The 16,332-nt window shown below is 55.8% G+C and carries 13 protein-coding genes and 1 pseudogene; 5 read left to right on the top strand and 9 right to left on the bottom strand.

All coding sequences use genetic code 11. The features are described 5' to 3' along the window. Positions 1 to 303: 303 nt before the first annotated feature. Positions 304 to 921 (bottom strand): TetR/AcrR family transcriptional regulator, encoded by a 618-nt coding sequence (locus tag ABLN94_RS18565; RefSeq protein ID WP_352995221.1) that lies wholly within the window; start codon positions 919 to 921, stop codon positions 304 to 306. 103 nt (positions 922 to 1,024) lie between these two features. Here ABLN94_RS18565 and ABLN94_RS18560 point away from each other — a divergent pair, with 103 nt between their 5' ends. Genes ABLN94_RS18560 through ABLN94_RS18545 form a run of 4 tightly spaced genes read left to right on the top strand, consistent with a single transcriptional unit; the run spans position 1,025 to position 6,575 of the window. Then, positions 1,025 to 2,173, top strand: a complete 1,149-nt coding sequence (locus ABLN94_RS18560) for an efflux RND transporter periplasmic adaptor subunit (protein ID WP_352995218.1) — start codon at positions 1,025 to 1,027, stop codon at positions 2,171 to 2,173. 3 nt (positions 2,174 to 2,176) lie between these two features. Then, positions 2,177 to 5,305: an efflux RND transporter permease subunit gene (locus ABLN94_RS18555; protein WP_352995215.1), complete on the top strand. Its 3,129-nt coding sequence runs from the start codon at positions 2,177 to 2,179 to the stop codon at positions 5,303 to 5,305. Continuing rightward, positions 5,302 to 5,733, top strand: a complete 432-nt coding sequence (locus ABLN94_RS18550) for a DUF2141 domain-containing protein (protein ID WP_352995212.1) — start codon at positions 5,302 to 5,304, stop codon at positions 5,731 to 5,733. Before ABLN94_RS18555 ends, ABLN94_RS18550 begins: the two co-directional genes overlap by 4 nt. Further along, complete coding sequence (locus ABLN94_RS18545) at positions 5,727 to 6,575, top strand: ABC transporter six-transmembrane domain-containing protein (protein ID WP_352995209.1); 849 nt, start codon at positions 5,727 to 5,729, stop codon at positions 6,573 to 6,575. The genes ABLN94_RS18550 and ABLN94_RS18545 overlap by 7 nt, the downstream gene beginning before the upstream one ends. A 63-nt stretch (positions 6,576 to 6,638) precedes the next feature. Here the strand turns inward: ABLN94_RS18545 and ABLN94_RS18540 are convergent, their stop codons facing one another. The 5 genes from ABLN94_RS18540 to ABLN94_RS18520 all read right to left on the bottom strand — a co-directional run bounded on the left by ABLN94_RS18540 (position 6,639) and on the right by ABLN94_RS18520 (position 12,955). Next, the gene (locus ABLN94_RS18540) at positions 6,639 to 8,039 is read right to left on the bottom strand and encodes a TRAP transporter large permease (protein WP_352995206.1); all 1,401 of its coding nucleotides are present in this window, start codon (positions 8,037 to 8,039) and stop codon (positions 6,639 to 6,641) included. Positions 8,040 to 8,050: 11 nt separating this feature from the next. Then, complete coding sequence (locus tag ABLN94_RS18535) at positions 8,051 to 8,683, bottom strand: TRAP transporter small permease subunit (RefSeq protein ID WP_352995203.1); 633 nt, start codon at positions 8,681 to 8,683, stop codon at positions 8,051 to 8,053. A gap of 68 nt (positions 8,684 to 8,751) precedes the next feature. Then, the gene (dctP, locus tag ABLN94_RS18530) at positions 8,752 to 9,762 is read right to left on the bottom strand and encodes a TRAP transporter substrate-binding protein DctP (RefSeq protein ID WP_352995200.1); all 1,011 of its coding nucleotides are present in this window, start codon (positions 9,760 to 9,762) and stop codon (positions 8,752 to 8,754) included. A 125-nt stretch (positions 9,763 to 9,887) separates the two neighbouring features. Further along, the gene (locus tag ABLN94_RS18525) at positions 9,888 to 11,228 is read right to left on the bottom strand and encodes a sigma-54-dependent transcriptional regulator (protein ID WP_352995198.1); all 1,341 of its coding nucleotides are present in this window, start codon (positions 11,226 to 11,228) and stop codon (positions 9,888 to 9,890) included. Continuing rightward, on the bottom strand, positions 11,225 to 12,955 hold the full coding sequence (locus tag ABLN94_RS18520) for a sensor histidine kinase (RefSeq protein ID WP_352995195.1): 1,731 nt from the start codon (positions 12,953 to 12,955) through the stop codon (positions 11,225 to 11,227). The genes ABLN94_RS18525 and ABLN94_RS18520 overlap by 4 nt, the downstream gene beginning before the upstream one ends. Before the next feature lie 131 nt (positions 12,956 to 13,086). Between ABLN94_RS18520 and ABLN94_RS18515 the strand changes: the two are divergent. Further along, positions 13,087 to 13,272 (top strand): annotated as a pseudogene (locus tag ABLN94_RS18515) (IS6 family transposase); the annotation flags it as partial. Between the two features lie 16 nt (positions 13,273 to 13,288). Here ABLN94_RS18515 and ABLN94_RS18510 read toward each other — a convergent pair. From ABLN94_RS18510 to ABLN94_RS18500, 3 genes are read right to left on the bottom strand one after another with little or no spacing between them, the layout of a single operon-like run. After that, complete coding sequence (locus tag ABLN94_RS18510; RefSeq protein WP_352995192.1) at positions 13,289 to 14,815, bottom strand: tripartite tricarboxylate transporter permease; 1,527 nt, start codon at positions 14,813 to 14,815, stop codon at positions 13,289 to 13,291. 11 nt (positions 14,816 to 14,826) lie between these two features. Beyond that, positions 14,827 to 15,252, bottom strand: a complete 426-nt coding sequence (locus ABLN94_RS18505) for a tripartite tricarboxylate transporter TctB family protein (RefSeq protein ID WP_352995189.1) — start codon at positions 15,250 to 15,252, stop codon at positions 14,827 to 14,829. A 53-nt stretch (positions 15,253 to 15,305) separates the two neighbouring features. Then, positions 15,306 to 16,253 (bottom strand): tripartite tricarboxylate transporter substrate binding protein, encoded by a 948-nt coding sequence (locus ABLN94_RS18500; RefSeq protein WP_352995186.1) that lies wholly within the window; start codon positions 16,251 to 16,253, stop codon positions 15,306 to 15,308. Positions 16,254 to 16,332 lie beyond the last annotated feature (79 nt).

Raw genomic sequence — 16,332 nt, 5'->3', positions numbered from 1 at the left:
GCAGCAACGTGTTTAATCATGATCCATCTATTTTATAGATACTAGTTTAAGCAAGCAATTGAGCGGACTTCGTAGTTGCAATGAATATGCGCACTTTGATGGCAGAAGTGTTTAGCTGCATATCAAGCGCGAAAAATTGCTTCGGCCCCTGTGCGCACCTCGTATGCGATGCAGTTTGTGTCGATCGGAAGGCAAGACACGTTGTACTCAACCCATTCCGAACCTTTGCCGCCTAAGCTTCTCTAAACCGCGGTTCTTGAAAGCGAACTTTCATGAGTGCCAAACCAATTTACAAATGAGGGGTCATTGACGCGCCAGCAGTGAGTTCAGTACGAAATCTTCTACACTGCCAATAATGCCGGTCATTGGCGTTTCTGACAACACGCTACGGTAAGCGCTACCCTCCAGAACCTCTACTATCAATTGTGAAGCCTGAAGTGGATCTGGTACGGAACGCAGGTCGCCGTCCTTTATCCCTCGCACCACAACTGTTTCGAGTGCTTCGGTCAGCGCTGCCCGGTTGTCTACAAACAACTGCGCAATATCTGGCTGCCGAATGGCTTCACTGGTAATTTCCAATGTCAGTATGACATTCTCTGGTGCTGCAAGGTATTTTGCGTAAGCGCGGATAAATTTCTTCAAAACCTTCGGCGCGGGTGATCCCGATGCCAGAATATCGAGAAACTGAACCAAGTCACGTCGCTCCAGCATTGCGATCTCGACAAGTACATCGTGTTTTCCACGAAAATGATTGTACAGGTTCCCAAGGCTGACCCCTGCCCGAGCCGCGATGTCGCGCACGCCGGTCTGGTGATAGCCGCGCTCCAGGAAGCACATGACTGCGGCTTCCAATATCTGGTTGCGTCGTTTGGCCGTCGCCCTCTTCCGAGAAGAGTCCTGATTATTTCCTGTATCTGTCATTTTTAATTTTCGATATTGAACGAACGATCGTTCATAATATATGACACCTTACCACTGACCACAAGGTGCAATGGATTTCGGTGACGCGGAGAAAGACAGGTCTATGACTGACAAGCCCCTGGAAGCTAAACAACGGCCGGCACGACAATGGCTTTGGATTGGGCTTGCACTAATTCTATTCGCCACAATCGTGGTTCTGTTGTTTGGCACCGAAGACACAATCGATGTTGAGGCCGCAAAAATCCCACCCTCGCCACCGATCATCTCTGTCATCACCGTTGCCCCGGGAACAGTGCAGGCGCAGGTTTCGGCCTATGCCAAGGTTCGACCGCGCTGGGATGCCGAGTTGCGATCCGCAGTATCCGGACGCATCACCACAGTACACAATGCGGCCTTGGCCGGGGCTCAGGTAGAGCGCGGAGACCTCCTGTTTTCAATCGAAAGCGCGCCTTACCAAAGTGCCGTCGCGGCGGCTGAAATGGAACTTGAACAAGCGAAACTGGCGCTGTTGCGCGCGCAGAACAACGTAACCGTCGCGCAGCGTCAGTTCGACCGGGATGAGAAAGAACCACCCAACGAACTGGCTGTGAACCTACCACAACTGCGCATTGCGGAAAAAACCGTTGCGACGGCCGAGGCGCGCCTCAACGCGGCGCGAAACGAACTGGCGGACGCAGAGGTGGTGGCCCCGTTTTCGGGATACGTCATGCACCGCTTTGCCAGCCTTGGCCAAACGGTTGCTCCAGGCGATGCCCTGATACACCTTTCCGACGACCGGCAATTTGAACTGGTTGCCGAGTTCAGCCAGGCGGATTGGGCGCTTCTGAATCATCCGATCTCCGGTACAATGGCGAGTCTGACACAACGTTCGGGGGAGCCTTTTGGGAAAGCTCAGGTCCGGCGCGGTGGCGGGTTTCTGGATCAAGACACGCGACAGGTGCGAGTCTTTTTAGACGTCACTGCGCCTAATGAACGTATACTGGCTGGCGACTTCCTGCAGGTCAAAATCCCTGGACGCCGAATTGCAGAAACACTGACCCTGCCCGAAAGCGCCCTAACCCGCGCCGGTTACACCTGGCTTGTAGGTGACGACGATCACTTGCAGAGGATCAGCGCCAATATTTTGTTCCGCAGGGAAGGCAAGATCATAATCCCGGCCCCTGAAGGACTCGGCCCGTGGCGTGTGGCCATAGCTCCGCTGGAGTCCTTCTTGCCGGGTCAGCGTGTGACGCCGCAATTCGATGAGGGGTGAGCCATGCATGCCCTGACTTCCTGGTTCATTCGTAATCCGGTCGCTGCCAATCTGTTGATGGCGTTGATTCTGTTCCTTGGGGTGCAGACGCTGTTAAGCATCAGGATCGAAGGCTTCCCGCGTATTCCTCCGGAAAGCGTCACAATCGCCATCGAATTTCCGGACGCGACAGCCGAACAGGTCGATGAACTGGTGACGCAGAAGGTTGAGCAGGCGCTTGAAGGGCTGGAAGGCGTGCGCAGTGTCACCTCACAGTCCCAAAATGATCTTAGCGTGGTCACGGTGCGGCGAGCAGGCGGCGCAAAACTGCAGGCCGTTCTGGACCGGGTGCGCATTCGCATCGATGGGCTGACCGATTTACCCGACACCGCGCGCCGACCAGTGATCGAAGCTTCGGGGTTTGATTTCCCGGCACTCTATCTGAATCTGTACGGTGAAACGGACCTGGCCACATTGCAGAGCCTCGCGCAGCACCTCAAGGAAGAGCTGTTGGCGCAACCGGAACTGTCCCGTCTACAAATATGGGGTCTAATCCCGCGAGAACTGCGCATCGAAGTCGACCCCGCGCTGTTGCGCCACTTTGGCCTGACCGTTTCGGATGTAACACGCGTCATAGAACGGAATTCACTGGCGTTTCAGGCGGGCCGTCTGCGAACCGAAGGCGGTACGATTTTCCTGCGGGCTGATGATCGGGCAAAATATGAGCCAGAATACGCGGCCCTCCCGATCATCGAACGCGGCGACGGGTCCTTCGTGCCGTTGGGCGATATCGCCAAAATCGAGGACGGGTTCCAGGACGGCGAGTATCTGTTCCGGATTAATGGCAAACCGACCGTGGGCATGGAAGTTCTGGTCGGGCAGAAAGAGAACCTGCTGGAGATCAGCGACGTGGTCCGCGGCACGGTGGATAAGTTCAGCCGCCAGCTTCCGTCGCAGGTTCACGTTGAGGTCTGGGGGGACAGCGCCGGTTACATCTCGGACCGTCTGGCACTGTTGCGCTCGAACGGAGTGCAGGGGTTGATCCTGGTAACCTTGATGCTGTCGGTGTTCCTGAACGTGCGGCTGGCCTTCTGGGTTGCTATGGGCATTCCCGTTTCCGTCATGGGGGCGATTGCGGTCTCGGGCTCGAAATGGGTGGATTACTCGCTGAACGATGTCACCACCTTTGGTCTGATCATCGCCTTGGGCATTCTGGTTGATGATGCCGTTGTGGTGGGTGAGAGCGTTTTCGAAGAACGCCGCAAGGGCAATGAACCAATCAAAGACACCGAACGCGGCGTGCACCGCGTGGCGGTTGCCTCTGTCTTTGGCGTCCTGACGACGATTGCGGCCTTCTTCCCGATGCTGTTGATCGACAACCCGTTAGGCAAAGTGCTGGCCGGGTTTTCGGGTATCGTGATCCTGACGCTGATCTTTTCGCTTATCGAAAGCAAGTTCATCCTGCCCGCCCATTTGGCACAGGTTTCGATGGGACAAGAACGCCGATACCTGCTGACCCGCCTCTGGGGACGAGTACAAGATGCCGCACAGGGCGGGTTGCACTGGGTTCGGGACAGAATTTATCAGCCTGTTCTCGTTGCTGCGGTGCGCCAGCGCTATGCCGCGCTGATCTTGTTCATAGCCGCCGCAACGCTTGGGCTTGGCTTGATGTACAAGGGCAAAGTCAGGACGGTGTTCTTCCCTGAAGTACCCGGTCAGATAATCACCGTGAACCTTGAAATGGACGCCCGCGCACCCTTCGCACTGACCCGATCGAATGTGAACCGGATCGAAGCTGAATTGATCGATCTGAACGCGGAACTTGCCGAAGGTGCAGGCATGACCACGGCGCCCATTCAGACTGTCTTCACAATCATCAACAGTGCTGGCAGCGCGCAGATTTTTGCCGAGATGATCCCGATTGCCGAGCGTCCGGACGTTCCGATCCTGAAAGTGGTTCGCGCATGGCGTAACCGGGTAGGTGCAGTCGAAGGCGCGACCGAGCTGGAGTTCACCGGATCGGAAACGCTTGCCGGAGGGTTCCGCATCCGATTGGCGTCAAAAGACGAAGACCTGCTGCAAAAGGCCAGCGCCGAGATGAAAGCCTTCCTGTCCAATATCGAGGGCGTGGCAAATGTGCGGGATGGGTTGGCGGGTGGTCAGCCCGAACTGAAACTCCGCCTGCGTCCCGACGCTCGGCACCTTGGCTTCAATGCCGAAACACTGGCCAGACAGATTGGCTATGGGTTCGGTGGGGCCGAGGTAACCAAGGTCAGGCGCGACGGATCCGAAATTCGCGTGGTCGTGCAGAACGCGCGGGAAAACCGCGACACGCTCACCAATCTGATGCAGACCCAATTGCGCAGCGCCTCTGGTAACTGGGTACCGCTGGAGACAGTTGCAGAAATCGAAGGTTCCTACGCGTCCGGCACTGTCAACCGTCGCGATGGCAAACGCATGAACGTCGTGGCCGCCTCTGTCGACCGTGATCTAGTCGCTCCCGAGGAGGTCGGGCAGGCCGTATTCGAACAACTGGTCCCCGAACTCCGCGCGAAGTACCCAACCGTGACCGTCCTGCCGGCCGGGGAATTGGAAGAGATGTCGGAAATCAGCGGCAGTTTGAAACGCGCACTGCTGTTCGCTGCCGTTCTGATCTATGTGCTGATGGCTGTACCGTTGCAAAGCTATTGGCAACCCTTCGTCATCCTGGCCATCGTCCCCTTTGGTTTCATCGCGGCCGCCGTCGGTCACTTGATCATGGGTGTCTCGCTGTCGCTGTTTTCATTCTTCGGTATGCTGGCGCTAACCGGTGTAATCGTGAATGACAGTCTGGTCATGATCACCCGCTACAATCAGGCGCGTAAAGAAGGGCAAGCCGTAAATCTGGCCTTGAAAAGCACGGGCATCGGGCGCTTCAAGGCGATTGTCCTGACCACCGCGACAACGGTGATTGGCCTGTTGCCTTTGCTGACCGAAACCTCTGAACAGGCTCAGTACCTGATCCCTGCGGCAATCTCACTAGCCTTTGGGGAACTCTTCGGCACAGCTCTCATGCTGCTGCTAGTACCGGTTCTGATCGCCATCACCGAAGATGTCATCGCAGTGTTCAAACCAACGCTTCCCCAACCTTCTGAAGAAAGGACAAAGGCATGAGCCGAAACCTTCTGGTCCCCGTACTTGCCCTGTTGGCGTTGGCGGCACCTGCCGACGCTGATGGTCTGAATGTGACCGTTGACGGCATTCGCAATGCCAAAGGAAACATCGTGATCCTTGTGTTTGATGACGCACGTGCCTTTGACAGCTTGGATGTCTGGAGCGCGATTGACTATTCCCAGATTCCATCGCGCAAAGGCAGCGTCAGCCATGAGTTCGCTGACCTGAACGCAGGCCCATATGCGGTGCTTTTGTTTCATGATGAAAACAAGGACGAAGAGTTGAACATGACCGCGACGCGACTGTTGGAGGGCGTTGGGTCCACAGGTGCCCGAACCCTCAGGATGAGCCTGATTTCAAGACCGCTTCGGTCTGGCCCGGCGATGTCCGTGTTCGCATTCATTATGATCAGTAGCGCACCATGCTGACAGATCGAAAATTGACCATCGGTACGCTTCTTAATGTGTTTCGCTGGCGCGTCGGGTTTACTTGGCTTCTGATATTGGCTGAGACCGCGTTTACCGTGTTGATCCCGCTGTTCATCGGCTTCTCCATTGACGGATTGCTGAAAGGGGACTTTCTGCCCTTTTCGCATCTGGGGGCGCTCATGATCATCCTCACACTGATTGGCGTGACCCGACGGATTTACGACACCCGAGTCTACGGGACGATCCGTGTTGAATTGGGCAAGGCGCTTGCGGCGCGGTTTGCGGACTTGCCAATTTCATCGTTGAACGCCCGGATCGGAATGGGGCGTGAGCTAGCCGACTTTCTGGAAGAGGTTTTGCCTTCGGCAATCGCAGGGGTCGTGCAACTCGTCGTTTCGGCAATCCTTCTGTTTTATTTCTCACCGGCGCTGGCCGTGTCAGCCTGTGGAGTTCTTATCGGAATGATATCTGTCTACGCCCTGTTTCATTCCCCCTTTTGGCGATGGAATTGCGCGCTGAATGAACAAATGGAGCTTCAGGTCAGCACACTGGAACAACGCCGAAACCGCCCGGTACTGGTGCATCTCAAAAAACTGCGCCGGTTCGAAGTAAAACTTTCGGATACCGAGGCCATTCTGTATGGCGTGATCTTCATCCTGCTGATCGGTCTGATCCTGTTCAACCTTTGGTTTTCAACTCAGAACTTGAATACGACGCCCGGAACGATCTTTTCGATTGTCAGTTATTCCTGGGAGCTTGCCGAAGCGGCGCTTGCTTTGCCAGTCACGCTGCAATCCTTGTCGCGGCTATCCGAAATCACGACCCGATTGCAGAACGGGTGATCGAACGCTTATCTATTCTAAAACATTCGCGTATTTTAAGCCTGCAATCCTCCCCAATTTTGTTCAAACCTGTCCGGGAAGCCACAATACGATCGCTGGAAAGGCAACCAACAAAGCGATTGTGGCTGCATCCGCCAGAAAAAACGGTGTCACGCCTTTGAATACGTCCTGAACGCTGAGGTCGTCGCGAACTCCGGCAACGACAAAGCAATTCAGCCCGATAGGTGGCGTGATCAGACAGAACTCGGCCATTTTGACGACCAGAATACCGAACCAGATGGCACACATCGGGCCAGACATGCCGAATGTACTCTCGGCGGCACTTACGGCCTCGCCACCGTTCAGAGCCATAACGGCGGGGTAAACAACTGGCAGCGTCAGCAACAGCATTCCGATCGCATCCATGAACATGCCCAAAACAGCGTAAGCCAGAAGAATGCAGATCAGGATCAGCATGGGCGGCATCTCAAGCGACGTGATCCAGTCGGAAAATGCGTTTGGCAGCTCGGCAAATCCCAGAAAGCGAACATAAACCAACACACCCCAGATGATGGTGAAGATCATGACGCTCAGCTTGGCGGTTTCCAACAGCGCGTCTTTGAGCTCGGACCAGCGCATGCCTTGATACAGCGCCATGAGGAACACCACGAATGCTCCTATGGCGCCGCCCTCGGTTGGGGTACCCCAGGCATCACCGCCAAACGGGTTGTAGACAAAGAAGATGATGGTCACGACGACGATCACGATGGGCAATGCGGGCGGCAACGAGAGGAATCGTTCTTTCCATGTAAATCCGGTGACTGCGGGACCAAATCCTTTGATCACGACGGCCATGCCAATGATCAGCAAGCCATAGATCACAGCCGAGAACATGCCCGGGATGAATCCCGCCAACAACAGTTTGCCCACGTCCTGCTCGACGATAATCGCGTAGATGACCAGAATGGCCGAAGGCGGGATGAGCGAAGCGAGTGTACCGCCTGCAGCGACGACACCTGCAGCAAAACGCTTGTCGTATCCGATCTTCAGCATCTCGGGGATGGCGATACGGGCGAACACAGCGGAAGTGGCGACCGAGGCTCCGGATACCGCAGCAAACCCAGCGGTTGCGAAAACGGTCGAAACCGCCAGCCCACCGGGGACCCATGCCAGCCAACGCTTTGCGGCTTCGAACAGTGCTTTGGTCAGGCCCGCGTAATAGGCGAGGTAGCCAATCAAGATGAAAGTCGGGATAAGGCTCAACGCTTGGCTTGAAATCTTGGAGTGCGGCACCTGCCCCGCTGTTTTGACTGCCACAGTCACAGCCTTGCCGAACCGCGCCGGATCGTACCCAAACTTTGACCAGAAGATCCAGATCAGACCAACCATGCCAGCTGTCGCGGCGGCGAAGGCCACGCGCATCCCCAGCACCACAAGAACAAGCATACCACCCGAGACGATCAGACCAATATCAATGGGTTCCATCAGATTTAACCTCAGTTATCGTGGCCCGAGACGTGCTCGGCTTCCATTGCAGCTTGAGTGGCTGCGTCAGCTATCAGCGGGACGGCAATAGGTGCCTGATCGGGGTGCCGGATCGCGCGACCGTAGGCCCAGAGCTGTAAAGCAAGCCTTAGGCACAGCACGCTAAAGGCAACGGGGGCCAACAGCTTTGCGGGCCAAAGCGGGATACCTATGTCTATCGAGCTGTCGCGGCTCCAGAGTGGAGCACCAAAGTCAAAGCTGCGTGCGAAATGCGCCCAGCTCCCCCAGATCAGCAAGACGATGAGCGCCAGAATGACAGCGGTTGTATTGAACTCAACGATATAGAGCGTCCGGCCTCTAAGCGCTCCAACAACCATGTCCATGCGTATGTGGCCGCCATCACGCTGCGCATAGGAAATCCCCATGAAGGCGATTAAAGGCATGGCCTGCTCGATCCAGTCCACGTAACCGGGAAGTGGCGCATTGGCGAAGTTCCGACCACCAACTGAGACTACGGCTATTACCATCAGCGAAAAGACTGCAAGACCGCTGATCAGGGCCAGAAAGCTTTCCAGTTTGTAGAGGTGTTGATCGAGAATGCTGAGACGGCTGTCGTTGGACAGCACCAGGGATGACCCGGCCATCGTTTTGCTCCGCTGTCAGGGAAAAAGGCACCCGACGCCAGCTTGACCGACGCCGGGTTGTGAGTGGATTAGCTGCCGTTTGCGATCTTCCCGGTCACAAGGTCATAGAGCTCTTGTGCTGGTAGGCCACGCTCGGTGTTTTCTGCAATCCAGGCCTCGGCAGCAGGGGCGGCAGCGGCTACTTTGAACGCTGCGATTTCTTCATCGCTGAAAGTGACCCGTTCGATGCCGCGTTGATCCAGCTCAGGGCCCCACGCTTCCATCGTTTTGGTCTGGTAGTGACTCACGTAGTGATCCAGTGCCTCTTCCACCGAACCCAGCAGCGCTTCGCGGTGTTCGTCAGACAAATCTTCCAGCGCCAGCGTGTTCACCACGACAGGGCAGTTGACAGTGCCGGGGTTGAGGTTCGTCGTCCACCACGAGCCATTTTCAATGGTGCCGAAGGACATATGCGCGTGTGGCGCAAAGCTGACAGCTTTGACAATGCCACTATCCATTGCCTGACGCACTTCGGATGCAGACATCGAGGTCGGAACTGCGCCTACCGTCTCCATCGCTTTACCGATGCCACCTATCGCCCGAACGCTCAAACCTTCAAAATCGGTTAGAGATTTTGGCGCTTCGCCGACACCAACAAGGTTGTACTGCGGCAGCGGCGACGGCATCAGCAGGGTCGCGTCCCAACGGGCCAGATCCTCGACAACGGCAGGGTGTTGGTAGACGGCCATCGAAAGGTCGACTTCCTGTTCCAACGATGTCACGCCCAAAAACGGCAGTTCCAGAACGGTGATCGAGGGGTTCTTGTCACGGTGATAGCCCGCGCAGAACTGGGCCATTTCGAATGCGCCGATCGAAATCCCATCGAGGTTTTCTTTGTTTTTCGACAGGCCGCCATAGCTGATATTCAGGGTGAACTCGCCATTGGTTTTTTCATTCACCAGTTCAGCAAGTTTCTCGACGTGTTCGGTAAAGGCGCGACGCTTGCCCCACAGGGATACGTTCCACTCTACCGCCAGTGCTTCTGATGCAACGGTCAGCGACAGGGCGGCAACGGCCGCCCGATTAAAATGTTTGCGCATAGTGGCTCCTCCCAGTTCACGCAATGTGTCTGGGCTGAGTATTCAGAATGCGACGAAGGCTGACTAGGAAGGAAATTGCGGGCAGAAATCGCGATGCCCTGCGGATTTCCGCAGAGCGGTTTCATTTACAGCAAAGCCTCTTTATCGAGACCGAGCTTGACGATTTTTTCGTTGAGCGTCCGGCGGCCAATCCCTAGCGCTTCGGCCGCGGCGTCCATGCGGCCCTTATGCGTCTTGATGGCTTTGCCGATAAGCTCGCGCTCAAAAGCAGCAACCGCTTCGCGTAGCGTATCCGGAACATCGTCGAAATCCTGGTCGCTTTGGATCGCCTTCGCAAGTGAACCACCGCCTCGTCGAGCCGCCAAAACACGTCGTTCGCAAACATGGCGCAGTTCCCGCACGTTCCCCGGCCAATCATGCGCAAGCAGAGCGGCCAGATCATCCTGATTAAGTTCCGGCGCATCGATCTCATAAACCTGCGCATATTCGTTCAGGAAATGAGTTGCCAACAGCACCAGATCATCCCGTCTTTGCCGTAACGGAGGTAAGTTCAGAACGACCGTATTCAATCGAAAAAGAAGGTCCTGACGCAGCCGGCCTTCCTCGGCCGCCAGTAGGACATCTTCGTTCGTCGCTGACACAACTCTGAAGCTTACCGGCACCGATGAGACAGCCCCCACCGGTAGCACCCGCTGATCTTCGATCACCCGTAGCAGCTTGGCTTGCACTGCGAGTGGGCACGAGCAAATCTCATCCAGAAACAAGGTGCCACCTGAAGCCGCAAGCAACCTTCCATCCGATGCTCCTGCCACCCCGAACATTTCCCCCTCGAACGTATCAGGCGACAAAGCTGCGCAATTGAGAGCCAGAAACGGTGCATCAGGCGAACCGCCCAAATCATGCAATGCATGAGCTACCAGTTCCTTCCCGGTTCCAGTATCCCCCTGCAACAGCACCGCCACAGACGTATCTGCGAGGTCCAGAACCTCTTGCCGTAACGCAGTGATCGTGTCGGTTTGGCCAAGCAAAATGCGGTCCAGCCCGGACAATTTAAACAGCCTGTCCTTCAGCCGTGCATTACTTTTACGCATACGGTTTTGCTCAGCCGCATGTGTCAGCACGGTCAAAAGTCGGCGTGGCTCATAGGGTTTTTCGATGAACCCATACGCGCCATCCTGAATGGCCCGGACTGCCATCGGGATATCACCATGCGCCGAGATCAACACGATCGGAGGCGCAATCCGCTTGTTCAGGCTCGCCAACAATTCAAGACCTGACATGCCCGGCATCCGAACGTCAGAAAGGATAACGTCAGGCTCGGTGTTGGACAGATGATCGGCCACTTGAGTGGCACGTGGGACGGCGCTGACGCTCCACCTGGCGGCTTCGAGCAACTCGACAAGAGACTGTCGCATCGATTTATCATCGTCGACGACCAGAACTTTGAAGGGTTGCTGTTCGATCATTCTTCCGTTTCTTCTTTATCTGAGGCCATCGGGAAGGTGACACGGAAAACTGTTCCGCCGCCATCACGGTCATTGGCCGTCATTGTGCCGTTGTGATCTTTGACAATGCTGGCGGAAATGGCCAGTCCCAAGCCCATGCCTCGCCCGCTCTCCCGAGTGGTTACAAATGGCTCTTGCAACTCAGCCAGCGTTGCGTCACCCAGCCCGTGACCATTGTCCTGAATCTCCAATATAGCTTCATTATCAGAAGTCGTGACAACGATATCGATTTCAGGCGCATCCGTTCCATCCGTAGCATCAATCGCATTGCGCAGGAGGTTAGTAATTACCTGTTCGATCCGCAGCGCAATGCCGCGAACGATCACCGGATCGGCTGGCGCACTAAGCGAGATATTCACATTTGTTTGCTCAACATTCGGCGCGACCAGAGCCAAAACGGCATTGACCGAAGCACCTAGATCCACGTCGCCAAAAGCCTCGCTTTCCGAACGCGCGAAAAACCGCAATTGGCGTGTAATTCCCTCCATCCTGTCCACCAAACCACCGATTTTTTGCGTCAGCTTGGTTTCATCGGAAGACCCGATCTCAGCCGCGACCAGATGATTGCGCATGGCTGCAATAGGCTGACCCAATTCATGTGTAACGGAGGCAGACAGTTGCCCGAGCGCAGCCAGACGACTTGCGCGCTCCAACTCGCCCTGCGTTCGTTTCAGGCGGCGTTCCGCAGTTTTCCGATCTTCGATTTCCACTGCAAGCCGCTCGTTTGCTTGTCGTAGCTGAGCCTCTTCCTGTTCGGAACGCGCCAGAGCAGCCCGGACCCGACGATTTTTTTGTAACTGCAGGACGATGAACACTGCGCCCGCAAGGAGGACAAAAACAAAGGTAACAAGCCAACTACGCGCGACCGCTCGGTCGTCACTTGCAAAATAGTGAAGCGACCAGCCATGTGGCAGGTCGGTTGCAGCCAGATGAAGGCGTTTTTCTCCTGAAATCCTGGCTTGGTTTTCGGGCAACTCGGTCCAGTCCAAAGGATCAAGCATCTGGCCCGGAAATTGCCGCGCTTGTTTGATCCTCTCTTGTTGCTGCTCAGACAACGGAACCAGCGCGCGGTACTGCCAATCCGGATCAGAGGCCAAAAGAACAACGCCATCCTCATTTGCCAGCAGGACTTGCTCACCCGAGTTTCTCCAACTGTCCTGTAGGCTGGAAAAATCAATCTTGATTGCGATGACGCCGGTGGGTGCCGCAGCAGCATCAAGCACCACATTGGCGATGAAGTAGCCTGGCAGGCCTGTTGTCGCTCCAATTGCATAGAACCGACCCTGCGCGCCCGACATCGCGGTCTGGAAGTATGGGCGGAATGCATAATTCTGCCCCACAAAGCTGCTAATTTCGCGGTAGTTCGATGCGGATATGGTAATCCCATCTTCATCCATCAGGTAGATCGCATCCAGCCCGGCCTGTGCCGCAAAATCCTCGAGTCTTCGGTTCAAAGTTCCGGTGCTTTCTCCTTCGGCCGTTCCAATGACAAAGGAATCCTGTGACAGCACATATGTAAGGTGAGAAAACCGTTCAAGTTCACCGTTTACCGAGCTTTGGTAGAGAGACAGCCGACCTTGAGCTTTCGAAAGCTCCTGCGAAAGGAAGTACTGGTAAGACACCAGATAGAGACCAATGCTGGCAGCAGTGGCGACTACAAAGATAACAATATACGAAGTTGACCGCATTGATTGTCCTTAAATTCCGACAGCATAGGATCACAATGGGTTTTAGCCGTCCATCCCAAGGGTCTTAGTTCAAAGTTTGGGTTTTCAGGCCAAACAAACAGACATGATAGTTACGGCATTCCCGGCGCACAGCGGGTTTTGAGGATTTTCCAGCCGAGCGCGGATTTGTTGTAAGCCACGAGAGTATTCGCAATTGGGTAAACAGGCTTGGGCTGTATTTTGTAGATTGCATTCTTCGCGATCAGCCGCAACCGAGTGACAAATGTCACTTAGATGAGGTTGTGATCAGAATCGGCGATCAACACGATTGGCGCTGGTAATAAGGTCTTGATCTCAGTCCTCGACGGTCACCTGCGATGATGTGGTTTTGTGCGATCCGGCACGCCAAAGAAACCACCATATCGAAAAAATCGAAACCAACAGCAGGATAAGTGCGATCGGGTATTCAACAATTTGCGTCCAATCGCCGTTCATCAAGGCAAGACTTTGCGACAGCGATATCTCAAAGCGCGGTCCAAGAAAGAAGGCAATGATGAAGATGACCACCGAGTAACCGAAACTGCTCATCAGATAGCCGATCCCCGCGAAAACCAACATGACAATCACGCCGAAAATGCCTCCGGTGGCCATCGAAACACCAACGATGCAGAGCAGCAGCGCTGAGGCGAAGATGATGGACTCCGGCGCCGAAACAACCTTGACCCAAAATCGCAGGCCCGCTTGGCCGACCCACAAGTTAAGGAAATTTGCCATGATCATGGCGCCAAACAGCCCGTAGATCAGGCGGCCCTGATCCTGGAACAGAAGCGGGCCCGGTTGAATACCATGGATCATGAAAGCACTGATGATCAGTGCAGCGCCGACGCTTCCGGGAATGCCAAGCGTCAGAAGCGGAATGAGGTTGGAGCCGACGACCGCCGAATTAGCTGACTCTGCGGCGGCGATGCCGTGCAGATTGCCTTTGCCGAACGAACCGGGATCTTTTGAGGCACTTTTGGCCGAGGCATAGGACATGAAAGCTGCTGCAGTCGATCCGATCCCGGGCAGCGCGCCCAGAACGGTTCCGATCATCGCACCCCGAAGCATGGTGAAGCGGCAAGCCCAGTACTCGGCCCAGGACACGCGCCTGTCCAGCGGATCGCCTGTGTCCTTGACTTCAACCGCGGATTTCACCTCTCCGGACATTTGTGCCAGACGGCGTAGGATTTCCGCGATGGCCAGCGTTCCGATGGCGACCGATGCCAGGGGCAGCCCGTCGTAAAAATCGAATATGCCGAAGATCAGGCGAGGTGTGTAGTTTTCGGGGTCGGTCCCGACAGATGCGCAGAGCAAACCCAGGGCTGCGGCGATGATCCCTTTGATCAGCGAATTACCGATCAGTCCGGAAAGCACCGAAAAGGCAAAGACCATCAGGGCGAAGACTTCAACCGGCCCCATGCGCAGTGCGAGTATTGCCAAGGGTGCCGAAACCGTGATCAAGACCAGATCGCTGAAGGTGTCTCCGGTCACCGAAGAAAACAGCGCCATCTTTGTAGCTTTCAGTGGCTTGCCATCCCGTGCGAGCGGATAGCCGTCCATGGCAGTGGCAGCCGCATCAGGAGTGCCGGGCGTATTCATGAGTACCGCAGGCACGGCACCACCAACCAGCCCTCCCTTATTTACGCCGACCAAAAAAGCGATGGCAGGCAGCGGATCAAGCCCAAAAGTAAATGGGATAGCGATTGCCATGGCCATCACCGGGCCGATTCCGGGGACTGCACCAACGAATTGGCCGACGACAACGCCGAACAGGACAAATGCCAGATTCCAAATCGTGAAGGCATCTGCAAAGCCCGCCAGAATTGTGGAAAGATCAACCATGTCCACTCTCCTCAGGGCAAGGCCCGGTCGAGGACCTGCACGACCAGAAACCAGATCGCGCCGGGCATTCCCACGACCCCACATACCAGCCAGAAGGGACGTCGTTCACCAATCAGTAACATGATAACCAGGGCAATTATGGGGGCGATATAGACGAACCCAAACCGGCCCAGGAGAACAAGAGCAACCATCAGCAGGCCGAAGTAGAGTCCGGCCCGGACAAATTCGCTTGCCTCTTGCGTGTGGTGTTTCGTGGGACGCAGTATCAACAAGGCACCGCAGAGGCTCAACACGATGGCAACAGCATTGGGAACGGTGTCAGGGTGAACCCAGCCACCTTCCACCTGTTCGACGAAGGTCGGAATGATGAACCAGTAGAGCGCCAGCCCGAAAAACAGAAAGAAAAGTCCGGAAGCGCGGTCTGCGTTGATCTTCATGGTGCCCTCCTGAAACTCCCCCGCCGAAGTCTGTTCAGCAGGGGAGGTGCCGGTTACTGTCCAAACAGGACTTTGACGTTGTCCACGCCGTCGACCATCATCTTCTCGGTGCCATCGGCGCCGAGGTTCAGGACTTCGGTTGTTGCAGCATTGCGCACGATCTCGGCCACTTCATCCGTGGCCATTGCGTTTTCGAGCGCGTTTGTCAGGGCCGCAACAGCGGCAGGATCAGTGCCGGCAGTCGTAGCGAAATAAAAGTAAGGGTCGAGATAGGCGCTGATCCCCGCTTCGCGCACCGTCTGCACGTCCGGCGCATAGTCGTGGCGGGCGTCATTGGCGCTGGCGATCATCTTGAAGTCACCTGACTCGAGATATTTGATGTGGGTACCGGCAGAGAACCCAGCCAGTACCTGACCGCCAAGGATCAGCTTTTGGGTTTCCGCCTCTCCTTTGGTCGATACAAAGCGGAAGTTCGCATCGGTTTCGCGATTCACGACCTCCATCAACAGCTTCTGTGGCGGGGCACCGAAGCCGATGGCCAACCCGTCATTGGCCTTGGAATACTCAATCATGCCAGCGAGGTCGTCGAACGGTGCATCGGCCCGAGCGATCAGCGCCAGTTGGGCGCGCGAAACAGTGCCGAGATATTCGAAACTGTCGAGATCGAAGCCAAGTTGGTCGCCGCGCTTCACGAGGTTGATCAGGATGGGCATATTGACACCCAGACCGATGACATTCCCTTTGGGCGGCATTTTGGCGATGCCGGTGAACATGGCGACGCCACCGCCGCCTGTCTTGTTTTCGGCAATGATGTTCCATCCGGTTTGCTCTTTCATAACCTTGGCAATGACGCGGCCCATGGTGTCGGTCGATCCACCAGCGGCAAAGCCAATCTGCAGGCGCAGTGTACCGTTAGGCTCCCAGTCTTCGGCCATCGCACCTCCGGCAAAGGCCATCAATGCTCCGGCCAATAGCCCGGTGATTGTCCGTTTCAGCTTCATGGTTTCCTCCCTTTCAAGGTGTCTTTGGATCTTGCTTGCGGGACAGGTCGTTGGTTCTCCTCCAGATCGTCCCGTCCGC

Origin of the sequence: Ruegeria sp. SCP11 (assembly GCF_040329455.1) — a bacterium.
GTDB lineage: Bacteria > Pseudomonadota > Alphaproteobacteria > Rhodobacterales > Rhodobacteraceae > Ruegeria > Ruegeria atlantica_E.
This window is presented reverse-complemented; position numbering and strand designations above follow the sequence as displayed.